The following is a 22,968-nucleotide window of genomic DNA, read 5'->3' as shown; positions in this document are numbered from 1 at the left end:
CGCTCCGCCGACCGAGGATCCAACTGGGTGGGGCCCGACATGAGCCCGGCCAGCGCGCCGCTCGCCATCACGCAGCCCGCGCGGCGCCGGCCATGACGGCGGCCTCGGGGACCTCGGCCGCACAAGGCGCCATCGCGACGAGCGTCATCGCGGCCCGCTCGGCCCGCTGCCGCAGGGAAGAAGCGGGAGGACTGGGGCGGACCGACGGAAAGAGGCGCTTTTGGTCGATGGCGAGCAACCAGCGCCGCACGGTCGCCCAGCTGTCGGCATCGAAGCTGGCAGACCAGGGGCTGACACGCCGCCGCACCTCGATAAGCGCTGCACCGGTGGTGCCGACGAGCAGCAGAGCCAGACCGATGGCCGTCGCGGCGAAGTGCCGTCGCGGTGCGACGCCCCGCGGCACGACCGTGATCGCGGCGCCGCAGCGCTGGCATCGATAGCGGCGCGCCTCGATCGTGACGAGCCCGCCGCGCTCGCCGGCAGCCAGCGGCCCGCGCACCTGCCGCGACCGCGTTCCGTGACCCCACAGCCCCAACGCGCCCCCCAGCGGGCAGCCCGCCGCGCCGCAACGCGGGCAGCGGGCTGGCCGCGCGCGGTTTACGGTGGGCGGTGAAGCGAGCCAGCCTTTGACATCGAGGTCCAGATGAACGATTTGTTGGGGGCTCCGCTCTTTCAAGCGATTCGGAGCACGACGGGAGGGGGCACGCGGCCAAACGAGCTCCTCCCGTCGCCTATTTTGTGGCCGGCGCCGCGCCGATGCTCCGCTCCAGCCGCTGACCTACCCCGGTCCTTATGCGGACGGGTGAGGAGTCGTGTTGGTAATTTTCGATGCGTGAACGGAATGCACCACGCCCTCTCTGGCGTGGGAGCCGCCGCTCGCCGCCGCTGTCGTTTCAGCAGGAGCTACGTTGAGAATTTTCTCGGACCCGGCGTAACGCATGACCGAGAACGCCCTGGCACCTTGCCGCCCCCCGGACGACGCCGCCATCGAGCATGATCCGCCTCGCCGATGGCCCGCTGCGGTCGGCCGGCCACCCCGCCATCAAAGAGCTAGATCGACAAGCGAACCATCGGCATCAAGAACGGTGCTCAGTAACACTACGCCAAGCCGCCCTTCGCTGGGCCCGAGCAGGTCTTTGCCTACGTCGGTCGCTATACCCACCGGGTCGGGCTGTCCAATCACCGGCTGCGGTCGATGGATGAGCGCGGCGTGTGCTTCCGGACCCGCGGAGACAAGACCGTGACGCTCTCCGCAGAGGAGTTTCTGCGTCGCTTCCTGCTGCACGTGCTGCCTCATCGCTTCGTGAAGATCCGACACTTCGGCTTGATGGCGGCGTGTCACGCCACCACCACGCTCGAGGTGGCACGCACGAGGATCCTGGCGGCGCGAGACGCAGAGCAGCGAGCTGTCGGGGGAGATGAGCACCTGGAAGGCAGCTCTTACGAGCACGAGCCCTCTCCGCCTCGCGTCGTCAAGGTCGACTGGTGCACGCTGCTCGCCGCGCTCACGGGGATCGACCTGTCCATCTGTCCTCGCTGTGGTCAGGCTGCGATGGCTCGCCGCCCGCTGCCGTCGTGCGTCGTCGCCTCTTCCGCTGCTCCTCCGGACACGTCATGAGCATCGCTGGCCTGGGCAGGAGCAGCAACAACACCACCTCCGTTGCGCGGCGGTCAGGCATCGATCCGCCTTCTGCGCCGTCCATGTCGGCGGCGTGCGTGCTCCTGGGCCTCCGTCGGCACCGCGCTCTGTCTCGGCACGCCTGCGACCCATCTCGTGGTGGCGGGACGCACCCCGCGTGCGAGCCCCGCCGAGCCCGACCTCTGCTGCCTTCTCGGGCAGGATCCCCATAGGCCTCGCGACCGCCCCGCCCGGCCGCGAACCGGCCCGGTCCAACCCGAGTTTTGCGGGACTGCGCCGGGACCTCGCCGCCGCCGCTGCTCAGGCGCAGTCCCGCAAACGCCTATTCGTTGGGTCCATGGCTTCCAAGAGGGCGCGATCGGTGGTCTGGTGCCCCCCGAATCGCGGCGAAAGCGACAGATCGCGACGGTTCGCCCCCGCGGAACAGTCCCGCCAGAAAAATCGGTCGACAACGAGCGATTGCCGGAAACATTAGTGATTTTCATAGTTTTCGCCTGTTTCGCCACTGAGGATGGCTCCGGTGTGGCCCAACGGGGCGCCCTGCGCCGCCGCGTCGCCCGCGGTTAAGGGCCCGCGGCATCACCAGTCGGGGTCGGTGCCTGGCCCGGCGGCGCAGCGCCGAGGATTCTCGTTTGCTCGCCGCCCGGTTGCCGGGCCCCTCGATGCGCTGCAGCCTGCTTCGGGATCGTGCCTGCGTCCCCGCACTCTGCCGGCTCAACGTCGGACGCTCTGCGGGTATGCGTTCTATTATCGGGCGCTGGTGGCTGGCGTTCGTCGACCGGTTGGTTGGCGAACACTCCCGCCGCGTAGCCACCTGCGCACCTGCGCAACACCACCGCGGCGACGCCCTCGGGCAGCGGCGGGGGGCTGCCGGCTCGTCCCGGGCTGCCGGGTCCTGCGGAGCCCTACCGGGCCATCCGTAGCCGGTCTCGTGGCTACTCGCCGATGGCGCCGCGACGTGCGGTGCTCGCGGCCGGCGCGGACGCGAGCGCGACGTCGTGCGGCTCCAGGCGCGTGAGCGCTAGCGCGTCGTCGTCGCTGATCGCGCAGGCCACCGCCAGGCGCCGCGCTCGCGGGCGGCGTGGCCGGGCGAGCGACGTCGTGCGGCGCCCCGCGCGCGGCCGTCCCAGCGCGCGGTCACCGCTGCCTGCGCACGGTGCTACGGTGGGTCAGGCTTGCAGCCGACATCGTGCAGCCCGGGGCGTGTGGCCGGTAGCGCGCTCTCGCGGCGGCGTGGACAGGTAGCTGGTGCCAGCAGGTCGACAAGCGCTGGCGCCACATAGAAAGCTGCGCTGGCGCACGCTCTGGACGGTACGACCCCGGGCCAGTGTAGTGTTCTCGTCTAGATTCCGTTTGACGCCGATCCTGTTATCAGAAGAATGGCCCGCGTCGCCACATTGCTCGCGTGTTTCGGAAGACGGGGAAAGGGACGATGAGAACGACAGGCCGGCAGATCTCCTCGGCGACGGGTTCGCTCTCGTTCTCAGTGTCGTTGCGACGCAGGCAGAGGCATCCGAGCTGAACGCCGGAATTAGCTTGGGGTGGATCCAGGCTGGCACCGCGACGCGCCTCGCGGTGAGCCCGCATGCGGGGATATCGTGGCGCATCAAGCGCGATGTCCTGTTTAGGCTTCACGATCTGTTCAGCGTCGTGCCCCCAATCCAGATCGGTGGAGCTGGTGTCTACAACAGCGCCATCGTTGCTCTCGGATATGGTGGGGATAATGGCGATTTAAGTGCGGGGCCGTCGATTGCGATCTACTTCATGCCGGCTTGCGGACGTGCATTGTGTGGGCACGTTACCGGGATGGCGGCAGGCGCGCATGCGCAAACCAACGCGGCCGTTGCCGGGCCGCTCGGCGTGTCGATGAGCGCCAACGTAGATTGGGTTGGCGGGAGCAGTCTTGTGCTTCCAGGTTACGTTTCGGTGCTTGTTGTCGCCGGTCCCGTGCTTCGATGGATTGTAAAGTGAACACAAAAAGAACTCTGCTGCCGATCTTGGCCATCGCCACCTGCGTGCTAACGGCATGCAACTGGACGGTAGGAGACTGCTATCCTCGCGAGGAGTGGGAGAGAGGTGCAGGTGCAGGTGGCCCAGTCGGGCCGCCCGTTCCCGTCATCACCTCCGTCGCGTCGGGTGACTTCGGGGATGCGCCGCCGAGCGGATCGCAGGACGGCAGCGAGCACAAGATCCAGTGCAACAAAACGGACGGCGAAGACGAGGAGGAGAGGCCGACAGGTAGCCCGGAGAGCCCGCCAGACCCCTGTCCTGGAGTCGACGACATAGCCGGAAACGGAGCGACCTTCCTGAGCTGCAGCGATGCGTGTAGCTCGAAGTGCCCGCCGCCTGGAATGGCCCCATGGGTATACGTAGATATCGATCCAACGGAATTCGCGTTTGTTACCATTGTCAAGGACGATGGCGAGGACGAGGGAGGCGGGTGGCAAGAGGCCAGGGCCAACCTAGATTTCAGGAGACTCACGATCCCGCGGAAAATCGCGAGCTGGAGCTGCCCTCTTACCATCGGAATGCCACTCCCGACCGAGTTTCTGGGGCGAATCGATCCAGTCCGTGCAGCCAGCCTCAGCGAGGAGATCACGGAGGAGGTCGCAAACGGCATGGACTACAAACTCCCGCAAGTGACCTTCTGCAAATTGTTTGCCGATACGGCGAATGCTGTGTTCAAGTCCAAGTACCCGCTGCTCGGCGCCAGGGTGACGAGTCCATGATGACAACTCGCTCCGAGCTGCTCGACCTCGTCTACCGCTTCTACCCGCGGGGCGTGCATAAATTCCAGCGCATCGACGTGCCTCCCAACGAGCCCGTCTACGACGACACGGAGCAGCGCCGCCGCTTGGAGGAAGCTGCAAACCGCGGGCGAGCGGAGTACCCGACGTGGAAAGCAATGATCCGCCGCCTGAAGAATCGATACCGCCTTCAAAACGAGTCGCTCCACCTGTTGGCGGGGGGGGGCGACCCGGCGTACTCGGCCCGCATCTATCGCCCCAAGGACCTAGAGCCCGCTCCCTCGCTCAGCAGCAGGGCTTCGCTCAGCTTCCACGTGAGCCTCCTCGGGCCCTATTACGGGATCCACGACAGGGGTGAGCCCGACGACATACCGGCGGCGGTCGCAGAAGAGATCGAGGCCACGTACCCCGGGTACCGACCGATCCCGCCCGAGCTCGGGAACGAGGTGGTGCCGGATGTGGACATGGACGGGGTGTCGATGGGCGACGCGACGATCTACGTGTGCCTCTTCTCGCCCGTCTGGACTTGGGTCGATCCGTAGCCATTCCCCTGGGCGGCGGCGTCCACTTGGCCGAGCTCGTCACCGCGGCGGGATCCGCACCTTCCCGCGGACCGGAGGGGGCGGTTGATGAGAGGATGGGCTGAATGATGAAAAGAGCGTGTTCTCCCGGGTGCGGCGCGGTGGCCGTCTCCTTTAGCTCGGATCCCCGGGATTGGGTGTGGGTCGGCGCGGCCCTGCTCGTGCTCGTCGGCATGTGCGCCGCGCTCGTCCTCGGCCTCCGGCGCCGTCGCTGACGTGGTGGGCCAGCTGTACCCCGCAGGGGGCGCCGCTCGATTGGGGGGGCGCCAGGCGGGGAGCGGCCGCTCGCCACGCTCGCTCCGACGGCGCGCCGGGTGCTACGCGCCGCCAGCGTATTTGGTGAGGTCTTCTGGAAGGGCGGGGTCGCGGCCCTCGTGGGCGGCGCGACGGTGGCGCGGTGGCTCGCCGAGCTCGCGCGGCGGGAGATCGTCGTGCGGCGTCGCGAGGCGCGCGTCGCGGGCGAGGTGGAGAGCGCGCCATTGCACGAGCAGAGACACAGGACATCGAGGTGGGGGCGCACCTCCACGAAGCGCGGTCCTACCTCGCGATGTGTGCTGGTGATCTGGGCGCCGGGGCGAGCGGCATGGAGGTTTCGGTGCTTGCGTTCGAGCAAGCCGGCGATCGTCGGAACGCTTGGAACATGCGCGCGAATCTCGGGGCTGCTTATGCGGAGCTCGGCGACTCGGAGCAGGCGGAGTCGATGATACGCGCAGCGCTGGCGGAGGCTGAGGAGATTCATCTGCATGAATTGAAGTCTGCAATGCAGACGAACCTTGCGCAGGTACTCACGTGTCGCGGTCATCTGGTCGAGGCGCGGACGCTCGCCGAGTCCGCTATGGCGTCGCGCGCTCGAGCGGGGCTCGAGCGGGGGTGGTGCGCACCGAGCTGATTGCTCGTTGCTACCTCGCAAGAGTCGCCCTCGCGCCGAGCACCGGAGCGATCAGGGGCGGATCAGATATTCGGAAGCGAGTCGCGCGCTCCGCTCGAGCTCACGAACGATGATTTCACGGTGATGGGCTCGGCGATGACGAGACCGCCTTGGCAGTGCTGGGCGTGATCGAGGCAGCGGCGCCGCGCCGGCCCCTGGGGCGCCCGGCCCCGTCAACCCATAGAGGTCGGTGGTGTCCCGGTGTCCGCGCAGCGCCCGTGGGTTCGGCCCGTGGGTTCGGCCCCCGTGAGGCGGCCTGCCTCGCTTCAGGCGCCTGGCCCGCTTCAGGCGCCTGGCCCGCTTCAGGCGGCCGATCTCCTGTTTATCAAGATCGCTCAAGTTGCCTGCGATTCCGGAGGTCTCATCCTGACGATCCCACCCCAGCAGCGGTTGCAGCATGCGCTGGAGGCAGACAAAAGCTCGCGATGCTCATCGGCGCCCCCTTGCCCATCTGTCGAGCCGTCCGTCTCGAGGGAGAGACGTGCTGAAGGCGACGCCGGAGCGTCCTTGCCTCTGGCCGGACCGGGGGGCGGCGAGCCCTCCCATGTCCGAGACCTTCCCGACGCACGACCCCCGCGAGAGGGGGCCGGTCGCGGATGAGCTGCAGCTGAAGGCGGCCCTCCTCGATCAGGTCAGCGAGGCTGCGTTCGCCTGGGAGCTCGGGGGCACGTGCGGCATCGTGTACTTCGGCCCTGGAGCCGAGCAGCTCTACGGCTTCCCGGCGCACGAAGCCATCGGGCGGTCGAGCCACGCTCTCCTCTCCACTGTGTTCCCGGTGCCGCTCTCGCACATCGAGAGCGTGCTCGAGCGCGAAGGCCGCTGGGCGGGCAAGCTCCAGCACACGACCCGCGACGGTCGGCAGCTCCTGCTCGACAGCCGGATGCGGCTCGTCGATGGGGTCGAAGGAATGGAGCGCCGGCGGCTCGTCCTGGAGACGGGGCGCGACATCACCGTCCGCTGGCGCGCCGAGGAGGGCCTGCGCGAGAGCGAGAAGCGGTTGCGGCTGGCCCTCGAGGGCGGCCAGCTCGGCATCTGGGAGTGGGATGTGCCGAGCGGGCGCGTCTTCTGGTCGCGCGAGGCATTCGAGCACGTGGGGATCAGCGACGCGGAGCTCGGCGGCCACGTGGACGGCTTCACCCGGCTGCTGCACCCCGACGACAGGGAGGCCGTGTGGGCGCAGATCGAGAGCGCGCTGCGCGGGGAGGCGGACTACTCGTGCGAGTACCGCATCATCGACGCCAGCGGTCGCGAGCGCTGGGTCTACAGCCGGGCGCTGGTGCAGCGCGACCGCGAGGGGCGGCCGCTCCGGATGACGGGCGTGCTCGGCGACATCACCGCCCGGAAGCTCGCCGAGCTGGCCTTGCGCGAGAGTGAGGCGCGCTTCCGGAACATGGCGGATCACGCGCCCGTCATGATCTGGATCACGAGCCCCGACGGGTACTGCACGTACGCCAACCGGGGCTGGCTGGACTTCACGGGGCAGACCGAGTCGGCCGTCCTCGGCCTCGGCTGGCTCGAGGCGGTCCACCCCGAGGATCGGCCGGCGGCAGCGGAGGCGTTCCTGCGGGCCAGCGGGCGGGGCGAGGCCTACAGGGTGGATTTCCGCGTGCGCCGCAGCGACGGCGTGTACCGCTGGTGCCTCGACTCGGCGTCGCCGCGGCTCGGCCCGCGCGGCGAGTACCTCGGCTACATCGGCTCGATCATCGACATCACCGAGCGCAAGAACGCGGAGCTCCTGCTGCAGGAGAGCGAGGAGCGGCTCCGCCGCGCCGTGATGGCGGCCCCGTTTCCCATGATGATTCACGCCGAGGACGGGCAGATCATCACCATGAACCGCGCATGGCTGGCCCTCAGCGGGTACACCCGCGAGGAGGTCCCCACCGTCGCCGCATGGACCGAGAGGGCATATGGCCCCCGGAAGGACGTCGTCCGCGCCGCGATCCAGGCGATCTATGGCATGGAGGGCACGCCGATCGAGAACGAGTTCACCGTCACCACGGCGAGCGGCGACCGGCGCACGTGGGTGTTCAGCGGGGCGCCGCTCGGGAAGGACGCGGTCGGGAGGCGGCTCGTCATCAGCGCTGCCCACGACATCACGGAGAGGAAGCGGATCGCCGACGCGCTCCGCGTGAGCGAGGCGCGGTTCCGGGAGCTGGCCGACGCGATGCCGCAGATCGTCTGGACGGCCGGCCCCGACGGCCGTGTCGATTACTTCAATCGCCAGTGGTGCGAGCGCACCGGCACGACGGAGACCCAGGGGCTCGGTGAGGGCTGGGTCTCCTCCCTGCACCAGGACGATCGCGAGCGGTGCCTGACCTTGTGGCACCGAGCGGTCGTGACCGGCGAACCCTATGAGATCGAATACCGCTTCGGCGGTGTCGCCGGCCGCGAGTACCGCTGGTACCTGGGCCGGGCCGTGCCTGTCCGCGGGCCGGAGGGCGACATCGTGCGGTGGTATGGCACCTGCACGGATATCCACGATCAGAAATGTGCGGAGGCCGGACTGCAAGAGGCGGATCAGCGCAAGGACGAGTTCCTGGCGATGCTGGCGCACGAGCTGCGCAATCCGCTCGGACCCATCCGCAACGCGGTCGAGATCCTGCGGCGCGTCGCGGGGCAGCAGCCGTCGCTCGCGCGGGCGTGCGGCGTGATCGATCGGCAAGCGTCGCACATGGCCCGGCTGGTGGACGACCTGCTCGACGTCTCACGCGTGGCGCGCGGGAGGATCCAGCTTCGCAAGGAGCACTGCGACCTGTCCACGCTGCTCCGGCAGACCGCCGAGGACTACCGCAGCACGCTGGAGGCGAGCGGCCTGTCGCTCGATCTGGAGCTGCCGGCCGAGCCGGCCTGGGTCTCTGGCGACCCCACGCGGCTGTCGCAGGCGGTCAGCAACGTGCTGCACAACGCCAACAAGTTCACCGACGCCGGGGGCTGGGTGACGGTCACGCTGTCAGCGACGTCGGAGAGCTCCGCGGCCATCCGCATCCGCGACACGGGCATCGGCATGGATCCGGCGATGCTGGGGCGCATGTTCGAGCCGTTCAGCCAGGCCGATCGGGGCCTGGATCGCAGCCGGGGCGGGCTCGGTCTGGGGCTTTCGCTCGTGAAGGGCGTGGTCGAGCTCCACGGCGGCACGGTGTCGGCCGAGAGCGCGGGCGTCGGTCAGGGGACCGAGATCGTCCTTCATCTGCCGCTCTCGCGCGGGCCCGGGTCGTCCCCGGAGCGCGCGGCGCCTTCGTCAGGCGTCGACTCGAGGTCGCTGCGCATCCTGATCATCGAGGACAACCAGGACGCCGCCGAGACCCTGCAGGCGCTCCTCATCATGGATGGCCATCGGGTCGAGGTGGCCCTGTCCGGCCATGCCGGTGTGGAAGCGGCCCGCTCGTTCCGGCCGGAGGTCATCCTCTGTGACATCGGTCTCCCCGGCGGCATGGATGGATACGATGTGGCGCGGGCGCTGAGAGGGAGCGCGGGGGAGGGGAGCTCGGGGACAGGGAGCACGGGCATCTCGCCCTCGCTGATGATCGCGCTGACCGGCTATGGCCAGGAGGAGGATCGGCGTCGTGTGCTGGAAGCCGGCTTCGACGTGCACGTCATCAAGCCGTTCGATCCGAGCTCTCTGCAGGAGCTCCTGGCCTCGCTCACGATCCAGGCGTGAGGCGACCGGCGGCGTCCCCGAGCGCGCCCGCCGTCACTTGGCGAGCTTCGTGAGGTCCAGCATCTCGTCCACGTCCGGCATCACGATGAGATCGCACCGGCGGTTCTTCTGCTTGCCGGCCGGCGTGGCGTTGTTCGCGATCGGGTCGGTGTCCCCGAACCCGGCCGCGCTCCAGTGGCGCGTCGGCAGCTGGCCTTCCTTGCCGATCAGGAACAGCAGCACGGCGCGCGCGCGCATCAGCGACAGCCCCCAGTTGTCGAAGTACGGACCGTTCTTGTACGGCTGGCTGTCCGTGTGCCCGGCGACCTGGTAGTCGCGATCCACCAGCGACTTGTCGCCCCGGATGACGTCCGCGATCTTCTTCAGGATCTCCTGGCCCTCCTTGCTCAGGGTGTCCTTGCCCGAGTCGAAGAGGACGTCGCCGGGCAGCGAGATGACCATCCGGTTCCTGCGGACCTGGACCTCCAGGCCGAGCTTGGTCAGCTCCTCGAGCTTCTTCCGGAGCAGGTCGAACCGCGCCTGGATCGCCTCGAGCTGCTTCGCGCGCGCCTTGTACTCCGCCAGCGCCTTCTCGCGGTCCTCCAGCGTCGAGCTCATCTTCGAGATGTCGGCGCCCTGGTCCGCGAGCTTCTTCTCGAGCTCCTCGACGCGCTGCTTCGCATCGGCGAGCTCCTTCTCGAGCTCCGCCTCCCTCTTCTGGCTCCGGTTCTGGAGCGCACTGTACTTGTCGAGCTGCGCCTTCCACTCCTGCTCGGAGTGGCCGCAGCCCGCGGCCAGCAACGACGACAGCACGAGCGGTAGTGCGATGAGTGTCCGGTTCATGAGCGGCTTTCTCCATGGCTCCGTCAGGCGGAGCGGGATGCTGCGGCCGGAAGCCTCGCTCAGCTCGGGCGAGAGATCCAGAGGGGAGGACGGCGAGCTCCGGCCGTCCGGGCGGCCGGGTGCCGGCGGGGGCAGGGCCGGATCAGGGCTTCGGCGGAGGAGGCATCAGCGGCAGCGGAGCCGCAGGCGGCGCTGGCCGACGCGGAGCCGCCGCCGGCGGCGCCCCAGGGGGAGCTGCCGGCGCAGGCGTCGCCGCCGGCGCGGCGGCCGGCGGAGGCGCCGCCGCGGGCGCGGTCGTCGCCGGCTCCAGGCCGCCCGGCGCCTGCGGCTTCTTCACCGAGTGCAGGATGACGAACTCGACGCGCCGGTTCTTCTGGCGCCCCAGGGGGCCCTTGTTGTCCTCGATCGGCCTGTCCGGGCCGTAGCCCTTCGCCACGAGCTGCTTCGCGTCGATGCCCTTGCTCGTCAGGTACGCCACGACGGCCTCGGCGCGCTTCTGCGACAGCGCGCGGTTCATGTCCGCCGGCCCGGCGTTGTCCGTGTGGCCCGCGACCTCCACCTTGAAGATCTCCGGGTGCAGCTTCAGGGCGGAGACCACGGCGTCGAGCACCGCGAAGCTCTGCGCGCCCTGGATCTTGTCGCTGTTGATCGCGAACTCGACGCGCTGGAGGATCTTGATGTTCTCCTCGCCGACCTGCACGAGGCTCGCGCCGCGGTCCGGGCAGCCGTCCAGGTCCTCGACGCCGTTCAGGTTCTCGGGCTGCTTCGGGCACTTGTCCTTGTCGTCCGGGATGCCGTCCGCGTCGGTGTCGGGCAGCTCGTCGGGGCAGCCGTCCTCGTCCTTGAAGCCGTTCTTGACCTCGGGCTGGTCGACGCACTCGTCCTGATTGTCGAGGACGCCGTCGCGGTCGTTGTCCGGGTCGGTGCAGCCGTCCTCGTCCTCGAACCCGTCGGTGTCCTCGGCCGCGTCGGGGCACTTGTCGACCGGATCCGCCACGCCGTCCTCGTCCTTGTCGGGGCAGCCGTAGTGCTCCGGCGTGAGCACGCGCCCCGCCTGATCCGGGCACTTGTCCTGCGCGTCGGCGACGCGATCCTTGTCGCGGTCGGCCACCTCGTCGGGGCAGCCGTCCTTGTCGTCGAGGCCGTTGATGACCTCCGCCTTGGCCGGGCAGCGGTCGCTCTCGTCCGCCACGCCGTCCGAGTCCCCGTCGTCCTCGGGGCAGCCGTCCTCGTCGGCGATCCCGTCCCTGTCCTCGGGCTGCGCCGGGCACCGGTCCGCCGCGTCGGCGACGCCGTCGGCGTCCTCGTCCCCGGGCTCGTGCACGAAGAGGATCCCCGCGATGGCGCGCGCGGCGGGCACCCCGATGCCCTGGACGACGCCCGCGCCCCCGCCGACAGTGAACACGAGGCCGAGGTCGCGCGGCGCGATCTGGAGCGCGCCGTCGACCTCGAGCGAGTTCGTCCCGCCCTGCGCGCTGAACTCGGTCGCGCCGTACCCCTCGGCGATCGCGCGGAGCGCCGGCGTGATCTGGTAGCCGAGGCCCCCGCCGTAGCGGAACTCTACCGGGCCGACCTCCGTCGCCGCGATCCGCGCCTTCTCCGGCAGCAGCTTGCCGCGCAGGTTGAGCCCGAACGACAGCGGCCCCGCGCTGCCGTCCAGGATGAGCCGCAGCCCCGCGGTCACCGGCGACGAGCTGCCGAGGTAGCTCCCCTCGCTGGTCGCGTGCCCGAGCGGAAAGCTGACGTCGGCGGCGGCGCCGAGCACCAGCGGATCGCGCGGCCCGCCGAGGAACCGCACCTTCGCCTCGAGGGTCGGGTCGCCCACGCCGAACGCCTTCAGCCCCTCCGCGGCCGGCGCGCCTGTCGCGGCGTCGATGCCCTCGCCGCTCACGTACGCGACGGGGAAGCGCAGGCCGGCCTGGAGCCACGGCGTGGGCGTGATCGACGCGAGCAGGTTCCAGGTGAGCATGTCCGAGATGACCGGCACCTCCTGCTTGGCGGTCGCGCCTGGGGCGGAGCAGTCGGTCGCGGAGACGCAGCGATCGACGACGAACGGCTCCCGGGCGTAGTCGAACAGGAGGCCCGCCGTGACCCCGAGCGACGCTTCCATCCGGGCGCCCTCGACGCTCAGGTAGTTCCTCGACCCCGGCGCCGGCTCGAACCGCTGCGCCGAGAACTCCCCCTCGAGGACCGCCTCCTGCGCGCGCGCCACGTTCGAGACGAGCCCGACCCCGGCGCATACGATCGACAGCAGACACAGCGCTCGCAGCGTTCTCATCGATCCCCTTTCAGCCATCTTCCCGTGAGCGCCCTGCAGCGCACAGCGCGGTGCAGGGCGTACGTGCGCTGGGACAGAGGCGCTCCGCGCGGACGGTGAGGCGAGTACAGCAGCCGAGGCGCGCGGCGGCATCCACCGCAACGTGGGCGAATCTTCCCGGATCGCGCGCAGATTTCCAAGGGGGCTCAAATCGCGCGGCCCCCGCCGCGCTCGCGCGGACCAGCTCGCGCACACCAGGACGGCGGCTCGGGTGCTGCCTGGACGACCCCTGTGCGCTCCCGGGGCCGGGTTCCAGGGGTCGGGGCCGAGCGGCGCCTTGACCACACCGGCCGGGCATGAGACATCGGCCCCCGGCTCCGGGCCACCGAGAGCTCGGAACCTCAACCTCTTCCTGCGCGCGGGGCAGAAAACGCGCGAACGAACCAAGCAGATGCCCATCTCGTCGCGGTCTCCGGGAACGTCGTGCAGCCCTGGCACCCCTCGCCGTCGCCTCCGGTCGGGCCTCGTGCTCGCGCTCGTGCTGGGCGCGTCCTCCGCGTCCGCCCAGCCGGCGCGCCGGCCGGCCCAGCCGCCGGCGGCCCCAGCGCAGCCGCCTGCCGGACAGGCGGGCGCTCCTGCGCCGCAGCCCGGCGCCGCCCAGCCCGGCGCCGCGCCGGCCGCTCCGGCGCAGCCCGGCGCCGCGCAGCCCGCCCCCGCGCAGCCCGGCGTGGCGCCCCGCACCGCGGCGCAGCCCGGCGCGGCGCAGCCCGGCGCGGCGCAGCCCGGCGCGGCGCAGCCCGCCCCGGTCCAGCCTGGCGCGGCGCAGCCCGCGCCGCCTGGCGCGGCGCCGGCCGCTGGCGACGACGTGGAGGCCCTCGAGCCCCCGGCGGTGTCGCCCGAGCCGCTGATGCCGCCGGCTGGCACCGCCGCCCCGGCCGCGCCGCAGCCGGCCAGGCCGGCGGCCTCGGAGGGGCCCGCGGCCGCCGCGCCGGCCGAGCAGCCGGAGCGGAAGGCGACCCAGGGGGAGGTCGGCGCCCGGCCCAGCGAGGTCTACGCCGAGGACTGGTGGTCTCACGCGCGGCCGACGTTCGAGTTCCACGGCTACTACCGGCTCCGGTGGGAGCTCTTCAACAGCTTCGCCCTCGGGCGCGTCGACCCGCGCGACGAGGCGCTCTGGCCGCAGCCGGCCGACAACTCGTACAACCAGACCCACGCGGTCAACCTCTGCAACCCGAGCGAGGGCACGACCGGCGGCGTGCGCTCGTTCGAGTGGTGCAAGAACGACACCCAGGCTGGCGCGAACATGCGGTTCCGGCTCAACCCCGAGCTGCACATCAGCGACAACCTGCGCGTCCTCTCGCAGGTCGATCTCCTCGACAACGTGGTGCTCGGCTCGACGCCGGACGGCTACGTGAACCAGCCGGGGGCGGACGGCTACCGGGTCGCCCGCCGGGGCGGCTACTCGCCGCTCGGCGCCTTCTCCAGCACCCAGTGGGCGCCGAGCGCCGGCGTCAACTCGACGAGGGACTCGATCTCCGTCAAGCGGATCTGGGGTGAGTACATGACCCCGATCGGCCTCCTGCGCTTCGGCCGCATGCCGAACCACTGGGGTCTCGGCATGGTGGCGAACAGCGGTGATGGGTACGACTCCGACTACCAGTCGACCGTCGACCGGGTGATGTTCGTCACCGGCATCAAGAAATACGACATCTACTTCGCCGGCGCGTGGGACTGGACCAACGAGGGCGCGACGAGCGCCTCCTTCCAGGAGCTCGAGGGCCAGCCCTACGATCTCGCCCAGTACGATGACGTCGATCAGTACGTGTTCGTCGCCGTCCGCCGGAAGAACCCGGAGCTCCAGAAGCTCGAGCTCGCCCGCGGCAACATGGTCCTGAACGGCGGTGTCTACTTCGCTTACCGGCAGCAGACGCTGGCGAACGACAGCTCCGCCGCCGACCCCCCGGGCGCCCCCCTCGGCCAGACGGCCGACGACGTCGCGACGGGGTACGTGCACCGGGGCGCGGAGATGATCACCCCCGACGTGTGGTTCCAGCTCCTCTACAAGAAGTTCCGCTTCGAGCTGGAGGCGGCGATGATCTACGGATCCCTCGACGTGCGCGGGCAGGGCGACACCGATTACGCGAACTTCCTCTCGCCGGACGACAACGGCTGGGGCATCCGGCAGTTCGGGCTCGCGACGCAGGCGGAGCTCATCGAGATGGAGGGCCGGCTGCGCATCCACTTCGGCTTCGGCTACGCGACCGGCGACGACGACGTGCCCTCGCTCGAGCCCCGGGGCAGCGCGATCGGGGCCCTGGATCCCCAGAACTCGACCGATCGCACCTACTCGACCTTCCGCTTCCACCCCGACTACCGCGTCGACCAGATCCTCTTCAGGAACATCCTGTCTCGGGTCCAGGGGGCCTATTATTTCCGTCCTGGCGTGGACTGGGACTTCGCTCGTGACAAGAACGGTCAGCGGGCCGGCCTCGGCGCCGCCGCCATCTGGAGCCGCGCCTCGGAGTTCGTTCAGGCGCCCGGAAATGCCAGGGATCTCGGCATCGAGCTGAACGCTCAGCTGTACTTCCAGTCGAAGGACGGCACGCTCAACGACGATCCGGACAAGATGGGCGGCTTCTACACGGCGGTGCAGTACGGCGTGCTGTTCCCGCTCGGCGGGCTCGGCCAGCTCCCGGGAGAACAGGCAGTCCAGGAGGTCGACCTGGAGACCGCGCAGACGGTGCGCTGGTATCTCGGTATTCTCTTCTGAGCTGACGCGCCGACCCGGACTCATCCGTAGCAGTGTGTCTGGAAATAAGCGCTCCGGGCGGCAAAGTGGTCGCGCGGCGCTGGAAGGCGACAACGTCGCCGTGCTCGTCATGAGTCCTGCATGAGCCATCCGGGGCCAAAGGGGCCTTGATCTCGCGACCGTCCTGGACCAAGGATAAGTCCGTCTGGGCGCCAGGGCGCGTCGCGAAGCTGGTTTGGTTCACCGAGGAGAACGGATGGGCGAAGGCCGACGATCTCCGGAGGGACGTGATGGTCCGTCGTCTCTTCATTGCGATGATCTTGGCGACCTCGATGATCCTCGGGGGCACCTCCCTGTCGGTCGCCGAGGACGGCGACACCTCGGCTTTCCGCGACATCGCGGTCGGCAAGGACTACCGGCTGCGGGTGGCGGCGGCGCTGGCGCTCAGCCGGTCGAAGAGCCCGGGCGCGCGGCCGGCGCTCGAGAAGGCGCTCAAGGACGCGCACCCGGCGGTGCGCGCCTCGGCCGCGGCGGCGCTCGGCGCGCTGGGCAACCCGGCGGCCGTCCCGGCGCTCAAGGCGGCGCTCGACACCGAGGCGGCGCCCCCCCTGAAGCGCCAGATCCAGGCCGCCATCGAGAAGCTGTCGAAGTCGTCCGCGAGGGCGCGCTTCCTCGTCAGCCTGGGCAAGTTCGAGAACCGCTCCGGCGTGAAGGACGCGATGCTCGGGTCGATGCTCCGGCAGCACACGCGCAGCCGCGTGTCGCAGTTCGTCGACATCGAGATCGTGGCCGACGGCACGGACGTGGCGGCGGAGGGGAAGACCCGCAAGCTGCCCGCCTTCACGCTGGACGGCTCCGTCACGCAGCTGAGCAAGCGCCAGGGGGCTGACGGGGTCGGCTACGCGGCCAAGGTCGAGTACGTGATCCGCGAGATGCCCAGCCAGACGCTGAAGGGCTCGATGACCGGCTCGGCCCAGGCGGTCGCCGAGGCGCGACGTGCCAAGGGCCGGAGGGAGCTCGCGCAACTGCAGAGCGACGCTGTCGCCGGCGCCATCGAGAGCGCGCTCCAGCGGGCGCCGCTCGCCCTCGAGGCCGCCTCCGGCACGAGCGGCCTCCCCGCCGGCCGCTGATCCGCCCCGCCGGCCGCTGATCCGCCCCGCCACCGCGGAGGACGTGCCCGCCGCCCGCGACCCGCCGCGCGCGCCGGCGGTCGCCGCGCCGCTGGCCTCGACCTGCGGCGCCGCGGCCGGTCGCGCCTGACCGACCGGCGCCGAGCCGGTCGCGCCTGACCCACCGGCTCCGACCGGCGTCCCGGCGCGTCCTCCGCGGCGGCGCCTCCGCGGTGGCGCCTCCGGGCGCGGCCATCGAGCGGGGAGAAGCCGCTGCCCGGTCGTGCTAGACCGCGCCTCCTCCTATGTCCACCGCCACGCCTGCCAGCTCCGACCAGATCCGACGCACGTTCCTCGAGTTCTTCGCCCAGCGCGGCCACGAAGTCGTCCCGAGCGCGCCGCTCGTGCCCCAGAACGATCCGACGCTGATGTTCGTGAACGCGGGCATGGTGCCGTTCAAGGACGTCTTCACCGGCAAGGACAAGCGCCCCTACCAGCGCGCCGCGTCGAGCCAGAAGTGCATCCGGATCAGCGGCAAGCACAACGACCTCGAGAACGTCGGCGTCACCGCGCGCCATCAGACGTTCTTCGAGATGCTCGGCAACTTCAGCTTTGGCGACTACTTCAAGGAAGACGCGATCGCCTTTGCCTGGGAGCTCCTGACCAAGGGGTACGGCGTCTCGCCCTCGCGGCTCGTCGTCACCATCTACAACGGCGAGGGGGGCTTCCCGGCCGACGACGAGGCCGCCGCGATCTGGCGCAAGGTCACCGGGTTCGGCGACGACCGGATCCTGCGCCTCGGCCTGGCCGACAACTTCTGGACCATGGGCGACGTCGGCCCGTGCGGCCCCTGCTCGGAGATCCACTTCTTCCACGGGAACGAGCCCGACGTCTCGCGCTTCGGCGAGGAGCCGCGCATCGACGGCACCGGCTGGACCGAGATCTGGAACAACGTGTTCATGCAGTACGAGCGCACCGAGAAGGACGGCCCGCTCGTCCCGCTGCCGGCGCCGAGCATCGACACGGGCATGGGCCTGGAGCGCATCGCGAGCGTGCTCCAGGGGGTGACGGCGAACTACGACACGGACCTGCTCCGGGGGCTGGTCGAGAAGGCGGCGGAGCTCAGCGGCAAGCCGTACACGGGGAGCAGCGCCGACGACGACGTGTCGATGCGGGTCATCGCGGATCACGCGCGGACGACGGCGTTCCTGATCGCCGAGGGCGTGATGCCCGATCGGCAGCGGCGCGAGTACGTGCTCCGGCGGGTGATGCGCCGCGCGATCCGCCACGGGCATCGGCTCGGGATCGACCGGCCGTTCCTGCACGAGGTAGCGCTCGAGGTGGTCCGCCGGATGAGCGAGACGTACCCGGAGCTCCGCGACAGGCGGGAGCTCATCGCCCGCGTCACCGAGGACGAGGAGGTCCGCTTCCGCTCCACGCTGAAGCGCGGGATGAAGATCCTGGACGAGCGCTTCGAGGAGATGCGCTCGTCGGGCGAGAGGACGCTCCCGGCCGCAGCGGCCGCGGATCTCTACACCACCTACGGCTTCCCGCTCGACCTGACCCAGGTGATCTGCGCCGAGTCGAACTTCGAGGTCGACGTCCCGGGAGCCGAGGCGGTCATCCACGGCGCCGCCGAGGCCGACGGGCCGATCGATCCGACCGCCGCCGTGGACCTGGCGCACCGCTCGGCCCGCGCGGCGCTCGCGCACCCGGTCGTCTTCACGGGCTACGAGCACGAGCAGGGCGACAGCGAGATCGTCGCGATCATCCGGGTCGAGGTGCAGGGCGAGGGCGACCGGGCGCGCAAGGTCCGGACGCTGGTCGAGCACGCCGAGGCGGGGGCGGCGGTGGAGATCGTGGTCCGCGAGACGCCGTTCTACGCCGAGTCGGGCGGTCAGGTCGGCGACAGCGGCGAGGTGACGGCCGACGGGGTGCGCGTCGAGGTGACGGACGCGCAGAAGCCGCTCACCGGGCTGGTCGTGCACGAGGGTGTGGTCCGCGAGGGGGCGATCTCGGTGGGCCAGCGCGTCCACCTGGAGGTGGACCACGCGGCGCGGTCGGCGACGCGCCGCAACCACTCGGCGACGCACGTGCTGCACTGGGCGCTGCGCAAGGTGCTCGGCGAGCACGCGCAGCAGAAGGGCTCGCGCGTCGGCCCGGACATCCTCCGCTTCGACTTCACGCACAACCGGCCGCTCACCCGCGAGGAGATCTCGCGGATCGAGGACCTGGTGAACGAGAAGGTCCTCACGAACGACAGGGTGACCACCGAGATCCTCCCGATGGACGAGGCGCGTCGGCGGGGCGCGATGGCGATCTTCGAGGAGAAGTACGGCGACACCGTGCGAATGCTCACGATGACGCCCGAGGTCGTGGAGCTCTGCGGCGGCACGCACGCGCGCGCGCTCGGGGACATCGGGCTGTTCAAGATCACGAGCGAGGGCGGCGTGGCTGCGGGCGTGCGCCGGATCATGGCGACGACCGGGCTGAACGCGCTCGCGTACACGCGGAACGTCGAGGCCGAGATCGCGCGGGCGCGGCAGGCCGCGAAGGCGCAGGGCGGCGATCTCGCCGAGAAGATCGGGAAGATCGTGGCGCACGAGCGGGAGCTCGAGAAGAAGATCGCGGAGCTCGAGCGGCGGATCCTGGAGGGCGCGGGCCCGGCGCAGGGCGGCGGCGGCGGCGGCATCGACGCGATGCTGGAGGGCGCCCGGGAGATCGGCGGGATCAAGGTGCTCGCGCGCCGGGTGCCGGACGGCACCAACCCGGGCGCGCTGCGCGATCTCGCGGAGAAGCTGCGCGACAAGCTCGGCGATCGCGCCGCGGTGCTGCTCGGCGCGGCCGTGGGCGACAAGGCGCAGCTCGCCGTGATGGTCTCCAAGGCGGCCGCCGAGCGGCTCAAGGCCGGAGAGCTCATCAAGCCGATCGCCCGCATCGTCGGGGGGTCGGGCGGCGGTCGCCCCGACATGGCGCAGGCCGGCGGTACCGACGTCGCGCAGCTCGACGCGGCGATCGCGGCGACCTACGTCGAGGTCGAGCGGGCGCTCGCCTCGTAGCGCGCCGCGCGAGAGAAACCGCGCCGAACGAGAGCCCGCCAGGACGGGAGCGCCAGGAAGGCGCAGCGCCTTTCCCCTTCCTGGCGACCCAGACGGTCCCACGCTCCTGTCACCCCTGCACCACCCCCGTCACCGCGCCGCGCGCCGCCACGCACCCTGCGTGGCCGGTGATCCGCCGCACGCCCGCGGCATGCGGCGCGCCCCTCACACCTGCGGCGCGCGGCGCGCCGCGAGGACCGCGCCGCCGCGGTCAGGCGTCGCGCCACTTGGTGCGCGCGAGCGGGAGCAGCCTCTGGGCCTTTCCGCCCCTCCCGCGGCGCGCCGGCAGCCGGACGGGCTCGCCCGGCGCGGCCGCTCGGGGCCGCGCGCCGGGGGCGTGGGCGCCGATGGTGGCGCGCACGATCGGCGGCAGGAACACCGACTCCAGGTCCACGCGCGCGAGCGCGCCCGCGATCGTGGCGATGCGATCCGGCAGCGACGCGTTGGCGTCGACCAGGATGAGCCGCCGGCCGAGCACCTTGCAGAGCCCGCCGCGCGGATTGCGCGCGTCCGACAGGTGCGGATCGAACGCCTCCATCCTGACGGCGATGCCGACCTTGCTGGCCGCCAGGGTGAGCTCATCGAGCAACCGCGAAAGCTCCACCCACGCAGCGTAACCCTCTTATCCGGGAGATGGCAAAGCGCAAAAGCGATGTCCGCAGCCGCGCCGGCCGGCGCGCCGGGCTGGCCCGCCCGCGCCGCGCGCCCCGGCGGGGCGCGGCCGCGACGCCGGCGGCGCGCCGCCCGGGAGCGCTCTCCTTCGCGCGGCTTTGCGCGGCTTTATGCGGCTTTATGCGGCTTTGCCCGGCGCGCGCTGGCCGGCGTGGCGCGCCACGTCCAATCGCGTTCTCCATCACCCGATGTTCGCGCCGCGCCACGCGGCGGCCAGGGCGGCCGTGCGACGACCGCTCAACCGATCTCCCGTATTCACCTTATCCCGTGCTCCGGACTGGCCGACAGCTGCCCTGTCGTCACATCGATGCTCGTGCGGGCCCCGCGCGCCTCTGTCGTCTGTCGCCTCACGCGGCGCCCCGCGACGCGCGCGCCGTCCTCGCGCGCTCGTCGCTCGCGCGCTCGTCGAGTTCACCGCGGCGCGCGGCCGATCCGGGCTTCGCGCCGGCGGCGCCCTGGTTCCGTGCCCATCAGGCCGGCCAGCGGCTTATCTTGAGCCAGATCGCGCGCCCCGTTGACCGCGGTTTCCGAGCGTGCTACGAGCAGGCCGTTCCGCGCGTCGTGGCCGAGTGGGAGCGAATGTGCGTTTCCCGGCTGCGGTGGGGTATCCCGCGCGCTTCGTCAGCCACTTTGGACGGGGCGGCCGCGATGGGGACGACGAGGGCGCCCGCCGGGCGGCGCGCCCCGAAGGGCGAACAAAATGACGTTCACGGATGCAGCCGCCGAGGTGCTTCGCCTCATCGGTAGACCGCTTCACTATAAAGAGATCACCGATATAGCGATCGAGAAGAACCTCCTTAGCCACGTTGGTAAGAGCCCAGAGGTCACCATGGGCGCCCGCCTGGCGGCGACGCTGAAGAAGGACACGGCGGACAACCCCCTGGTGCGGGTGAAGCCGGGCGTCTTCGCGCTGCGCGAGTGGGACGAGAAGACGATCAAGTCGGGGCTCGACGGCAAGAAGGCGAAGCGGGGCGGAAAGCCGGAGGCGGTCAAGGCGCGCAAGGACGAGGAGCAGCCGACCCTGTTCGAGGCGGCCGCGGACGACGAGGCGGCGGAGGAGGGCGATTCGGGCGCTGCGGCGGCCGAGGTCGGGACGGAGACCGAGGCGGCCGAGGCCGGGACGGAGACCGGGGCGGCCGGCGGAGGGGCGCAGGCCGCGACTGCGGTCGACGACGACGAGGACGATGACGAGGCCGTGGTCGGCGCGACCGCGATGAACGGCGTGGAGACCGCGGCAGCGCGCGAGCACGTGCCGCCGCCGGCGCCGTCCTCCCCGCGCGCCGCGAGCACCTACGTCGACGAGGAAGAAGGCGAGCTCGAGGACGCGGAGCCGCAGGGCCCGGACGAGGCGATGCGGGCCGAGGCCGTCGCCGGCGCCGCCGAGCTCTTCGACGAGGAGGACGACGACGATCAGCCGATCCTCGGCGGCGACGACCGCGCGACCCCCGGCTCGTCGGGCGAGCAGGGCGAGGGGCGCCGCCGCCGCCGTCGCCGCCGCCGGGGCCGCGGGACCGCGGAAGCCACCCCGAGCACCGGGGGGCTGCCCTCCTACGTGGCGACGCCCGTGTTCGAGGCGCGTCGCGAGAACGGCCGCGAGCCGCCGCGCTCCGACCGTGGTGAGCGCGAAGGCCGCCCCGAGCGCTTCGACCGGCCCGAGCGCATCGATCGCCCCGAGCGCACCGACCGGCCCGAGCGCGTCGATCGCCCCGAGCGCGTCGAGCGGGCCGACCGGCCCGAGCGGACCGATAGCTTCGGCGCCGAGCCCGTCTACCGTGGTCCGCAGGTGATCGAGCTCACGGGCGGTGAAGGGCACGCGCTCGACGACCTGGCCGGCCGCGATCTCGCCGACGCTGTCGCGGGCATCCTCTCGACCTTCGATCGGAACGCGGGCGCTGTGTCGCTCCGGCAGATCGCGGAGACGGCGCAGCGCCGCGGCCGCCTCGTCGGCGACGTGCAGCTCGTCCAGTCGCAGGTCGCGGCCGCCGTGCGCGCCGACAATGCGCGCCGCACGGCCGCGGGGCAGCGGACGCGCTTCCGCTTCGCCGGCGGCCGGATCGCGCTGACGGACTGGCTGCTCCCGGGCGACCTCGCGCGGCTGGAGCAGGAGGCGCTCGCCGCCGTGGATCGCTACCGCGACGCCGCGCGGCGCGCCTTCGTGCGCAAGCTCTCCGAGCTCCCGGGCCACGCCTTCGTCGAGATCTGTGTCCTCGCCCTCGAGCGCATCGGGCTCGGCCAGCTGCGCGCGGTCCGCCGCGCCGGGGCGCCGGGCGGTGAGAGCCACTTCTCCGGGGCGCTCCGCACGGCGGGCGACGAGATCAAGCTGGCGCTGGTCATCCGGCGGGACGGCCGCGAGGTCGGCCGCGAGCGGGTCACCGAGCTCCGCGGCTCGCTCCACCACTACGGCCCCGCGACCGCCGGCTGGATCCTGACCGCCGGTCAGATGCTCTCGGGCGCGCGCGAGGAGGCCGCGATCCCGGGGACCGCGCCGATCTCCCTCTTCGACGGGCTCGCGGTGGCGCGCGTCTGTGAGGACAACGATGTCGCTGTCCTCCGCGCCCGCCTGCCGATCGCGATCCCCGACATCGACCTGCTCGAGGCGCTCCGCGCTTCCTGATTCCTGCCGCGCGCGTCCGGCCGGGGCTCGCTCCCGCCGGACGCGCGGCGTCCTTCCGTTCTCATCCTCGCTGGCGCCCCGGCTCCTGGGCCGG

General features: G+C 71.2%; 14 protein-coding genes and 1 pseudogene. 11 read left to right on the top strand and 4 right to left on the bottom strand.

The window, feature by feature from the left end; genetic code table 11:
- Positions 1–67: 67 nt before the first annotated feature.
- The gene (locus WME89_RS33055; RefSeq protein ID WP_438003644.1) at positions 68–676 is read right to left on the bottom strand and encodes a hypothetical protein; all 609 of its coding nucleotides are present in this window, start codon (positions 674–676) and stop codon (positions 68–70) included.
- Between the two features lie 423 nt (positions 677–1,099).
- On the opposite strand from WME89_RS33055, the pseudogene WME89_RS33050 reads away from it, so the two are divergent.
- The 7 genes and pseudogenes from WME89_RS33050 to WME89_RS33020 all read left to right on the top strand — a co-directional run.
- Positions 1,100–1,325 (top strand): annotated as a pseudogene (locus tag WME89_RS33050) (transposase); the annotation flags it as partial.
- Positions 1,326–2,992: 1,667 nt separating this feature from the next.
- On the top strand, positions 2,993–3,610 hold the full coding sequence (locus WME89_RS33045; protein ID WP_438003643.1) for a hypothetical protein: 618 nt from the start codon (positions 2,993–2,995) through the stop codon (positions 3,608–3,610).
- A complete protein-coding gene (locus WME89_RS33040) occupies positions 3,607–4,368 on the top strand; it encodes a hypothetical protein (protein WP_438003642.1) in 762 nt (253 codons plus the stop codon). Before WME89_RS33045 ends, WME89_RS33040 begins: the two co-directional genes overlap by 4 nt.
- Positions 4,365–4,928 (top strand): hypothetical protein, encoded by a 564-nt coding sequence (locus tag WME89_RS33035; RefSeq protein ID WP_438003641.1) that lies wholly within the window; start codon positions 4,365–4,367, stop codon positions 4,926–4,928. Before WME89_RS33040 ends, WME89_RS33035 begins: the two co-directional genes overlap by 4 nt.
- Positions 4,929–5,032: 104 nt before the next feature.
- Entirely contained in the window at positions 5,033–5,182 is a 150-nt protein-coding gene (locus tag WME89_RS33030; protein ID WP_438003640.1) for a hypothetical protein, read from the top strand.
- 368 nt (positions 5,183–5,550) lie between these two features.
- Positions 5,551–5,856 (top strand): tetratricopeptide repeat protein, encoded by a 306-nt coding sequence (locus tag WME89_RS33025; protein WP_438003639.1) that lies wholly within the window; start codon positions 5,551–5,553, stop codon positions 5,854–5,856.
- Positions 5,857–6,439: 583 nt separating this feature from the next.
- Positions 6,440–9,553, top strand: a complete 3,114-nt coding sequence (locus tag WME89_RS33020) for a hybrid sensor histidine kinase/response regulator (protein ID WP_438003638.1) — start codon at positions 6,440–6,442, stop codon at positions 9,551–9,553.
- Between the two features lie 33 nt (positions 9,554–9,586).
- Here the strand turns inward: WME89_RS33020 and WME89_RS33015 are convergent, their stop codons facing one another.
- A complete protein-coding gene (locus tag WME89_RS33015; protein ID WP_437618546.1) occupies positions 9,587–10,375 on the bottom strand; it encodes an OmpA family protein in 789 nt (262 codons plus the stop codon).
- 142 nt (positions 10,376–10,517) lie between these two features.
- Positions 10,518–12,653 (bottom strand): OmpA family protein, encoded by a 2,136-nt coding sequence (locus WME89_RS33010; RefSeq protein ID WP_438003637.1) that lies wholly within the window; start codon positions 12,651–12,653, stop codon positions 10,518–10,520.
- 430 nt (positions 12,654–13,083) lie between these two features.
- Here WME89_RS33010 and WME89_RS33005 point away from each other — a divergent pair, with 430 nt between their 5' ends.
- The 3 genes from WME89_RS33005 (at position 13,084) to alaS (ending at position 19,549) form a co-directional block, all read left to right on the top strand.
- Positions 13,084–15,402: a TIGR04551 family protein gene (locus WME89_RS33005; RefSeq protein ID WP_438003636.1), complete on the top strand. Its 2,319-nt coding sequence runs from the start codon at positions 13,084–13,086 to the stop codon at positions 15,400–15,402.
- A 146-nt stretch (positions 15,403–15,548) separates the two neighbouring features.
- A complete protein-coding gene (locus tag WME89_RS33000) occupies positions 15,549–16,511 on the top strand; it encodes a HEAT repeat domain-containing protein (RefSeq protein ID WP_438003635.1) in 963 nt (320 codons plus the stop codon).
- Between the two features lie 284 nt (positions 16,512–16,795).
- Positions 16,796–19,549 (top strand): alanine--tRNA ligase, encoded by a 2,754-nt coding sequence (alaS, locus tag WME89_RS32995; protein ID WP_438003634.1) that lies wholly within the window; start codon positions 16,796–16,798, stop codon positions 19,547–19,549.
- A 250-nt stretch (positions 19,550–19,799) separates the two neighbouring features.
- Here the strand turns inward: alaS and WME89_RS32990 are convergent, their stop codons facing one another.
- Positions 19,800–20,192 (bottom strand): hypothetical protein, encoded by a 393-nt coding sequence (locus WME89_RS32990; protein WP_437618541.1) that lies wholly within the window; start codon positions 20,190–20,192, stop codon positions 19,800–19,802.
- A gap of 768 nt (positions 20,193–20,960) precedes the next feature.
- Between WME89_RS32990 and WME89_RS32985 the strand changes: the two genes are divergently transcribed.
- On the top strand, positions 20,961–22,874 hold the full coding sequence (locus tag WME89_RS32985; RefSeq protein ID WP_438003633.1) for an HTH domain-containing protein: 1,914 nt from the start codon (positions 20,961–20,963) through the stop codon (positions 22,872–22,874).
- Positions 22,875–22,968: the final 94 nt, after the last annotated feature.

The sequence above is a fragment of the Sorangium sp. So ce321 genome (assembly GCF_051530195.1).
In the GTDB taxonomy this organism is placed as follows: Bacteria; Myxococcota_A; Polyangia; order Polyangiales; family Polyangiaceae; genus Sorangium.
This window is presented reverse-complemented; position numbering and strand designations above follow the sequence as displayed.

Coding starts and splice junctions, on each gene's coding strand:
- WME89_RS32985 (WP_438003633.1), top strand. CDS start 20,961: ATGACGTTCACGGATGCAGCCGCCGAGGTGCTTCGCCTCATCGGTAGA.
- WME89_RS33020 (WP_438003638.1), top strand. CDS start 6,440: ATGTCCGAGACCTTCCCGACGCACGACCCCCGCGAGAGGGGGCCGGTC.
- alaS (WP_438003634.1), top strand. CDS start 16,796: ATGTCCACCGCCACGCCTGCCAGCTCCGACCAGATCCGACGCACGTTC.
- WME89_RS33015 (WP_437618546.1), bottom strand. CDS start 10,375: ATGAACCGGACACTCATCGCACTACCGCTCGTGCTGTCGTCGTTGCTG.
- WME89_RS33030 (WP_438003640.1), top strand. CDS start 5,033: ATGATGAAAAGAGCGTGTTCTCCCGGGTGCGGCGCGGTGGCCGTCTCC.
- WME89_RS33005 (WP_438003636.1), top strand. CDS start 13,084: ATGCCCATCTCGTCGCGGTCTCCGGGAACGTCGTGCAGCCCTGGCACC.
- WME89_RS33025 (WP_438003639.1), top strand. CDS start 5,551: ATGGAGGTTTCGGTGCTTGCGTTCGAGCAAGCCGGCGATCGTCGGAAC.
- WME89_RS33035 (WP_438003641.1), top strand. CDS start 4,365: ATGATGACAACTCGCTCCGAGCTGCTCGACCTCGTCTACCGCTTCTAC.
- WME89_RS33010 (WP_438003637.1), bottom strand. CDS start 12,653: ATGAGAACGCTGCGAGCGCTGTGTCTGCTGTCGATCGTATGCGCCGGG.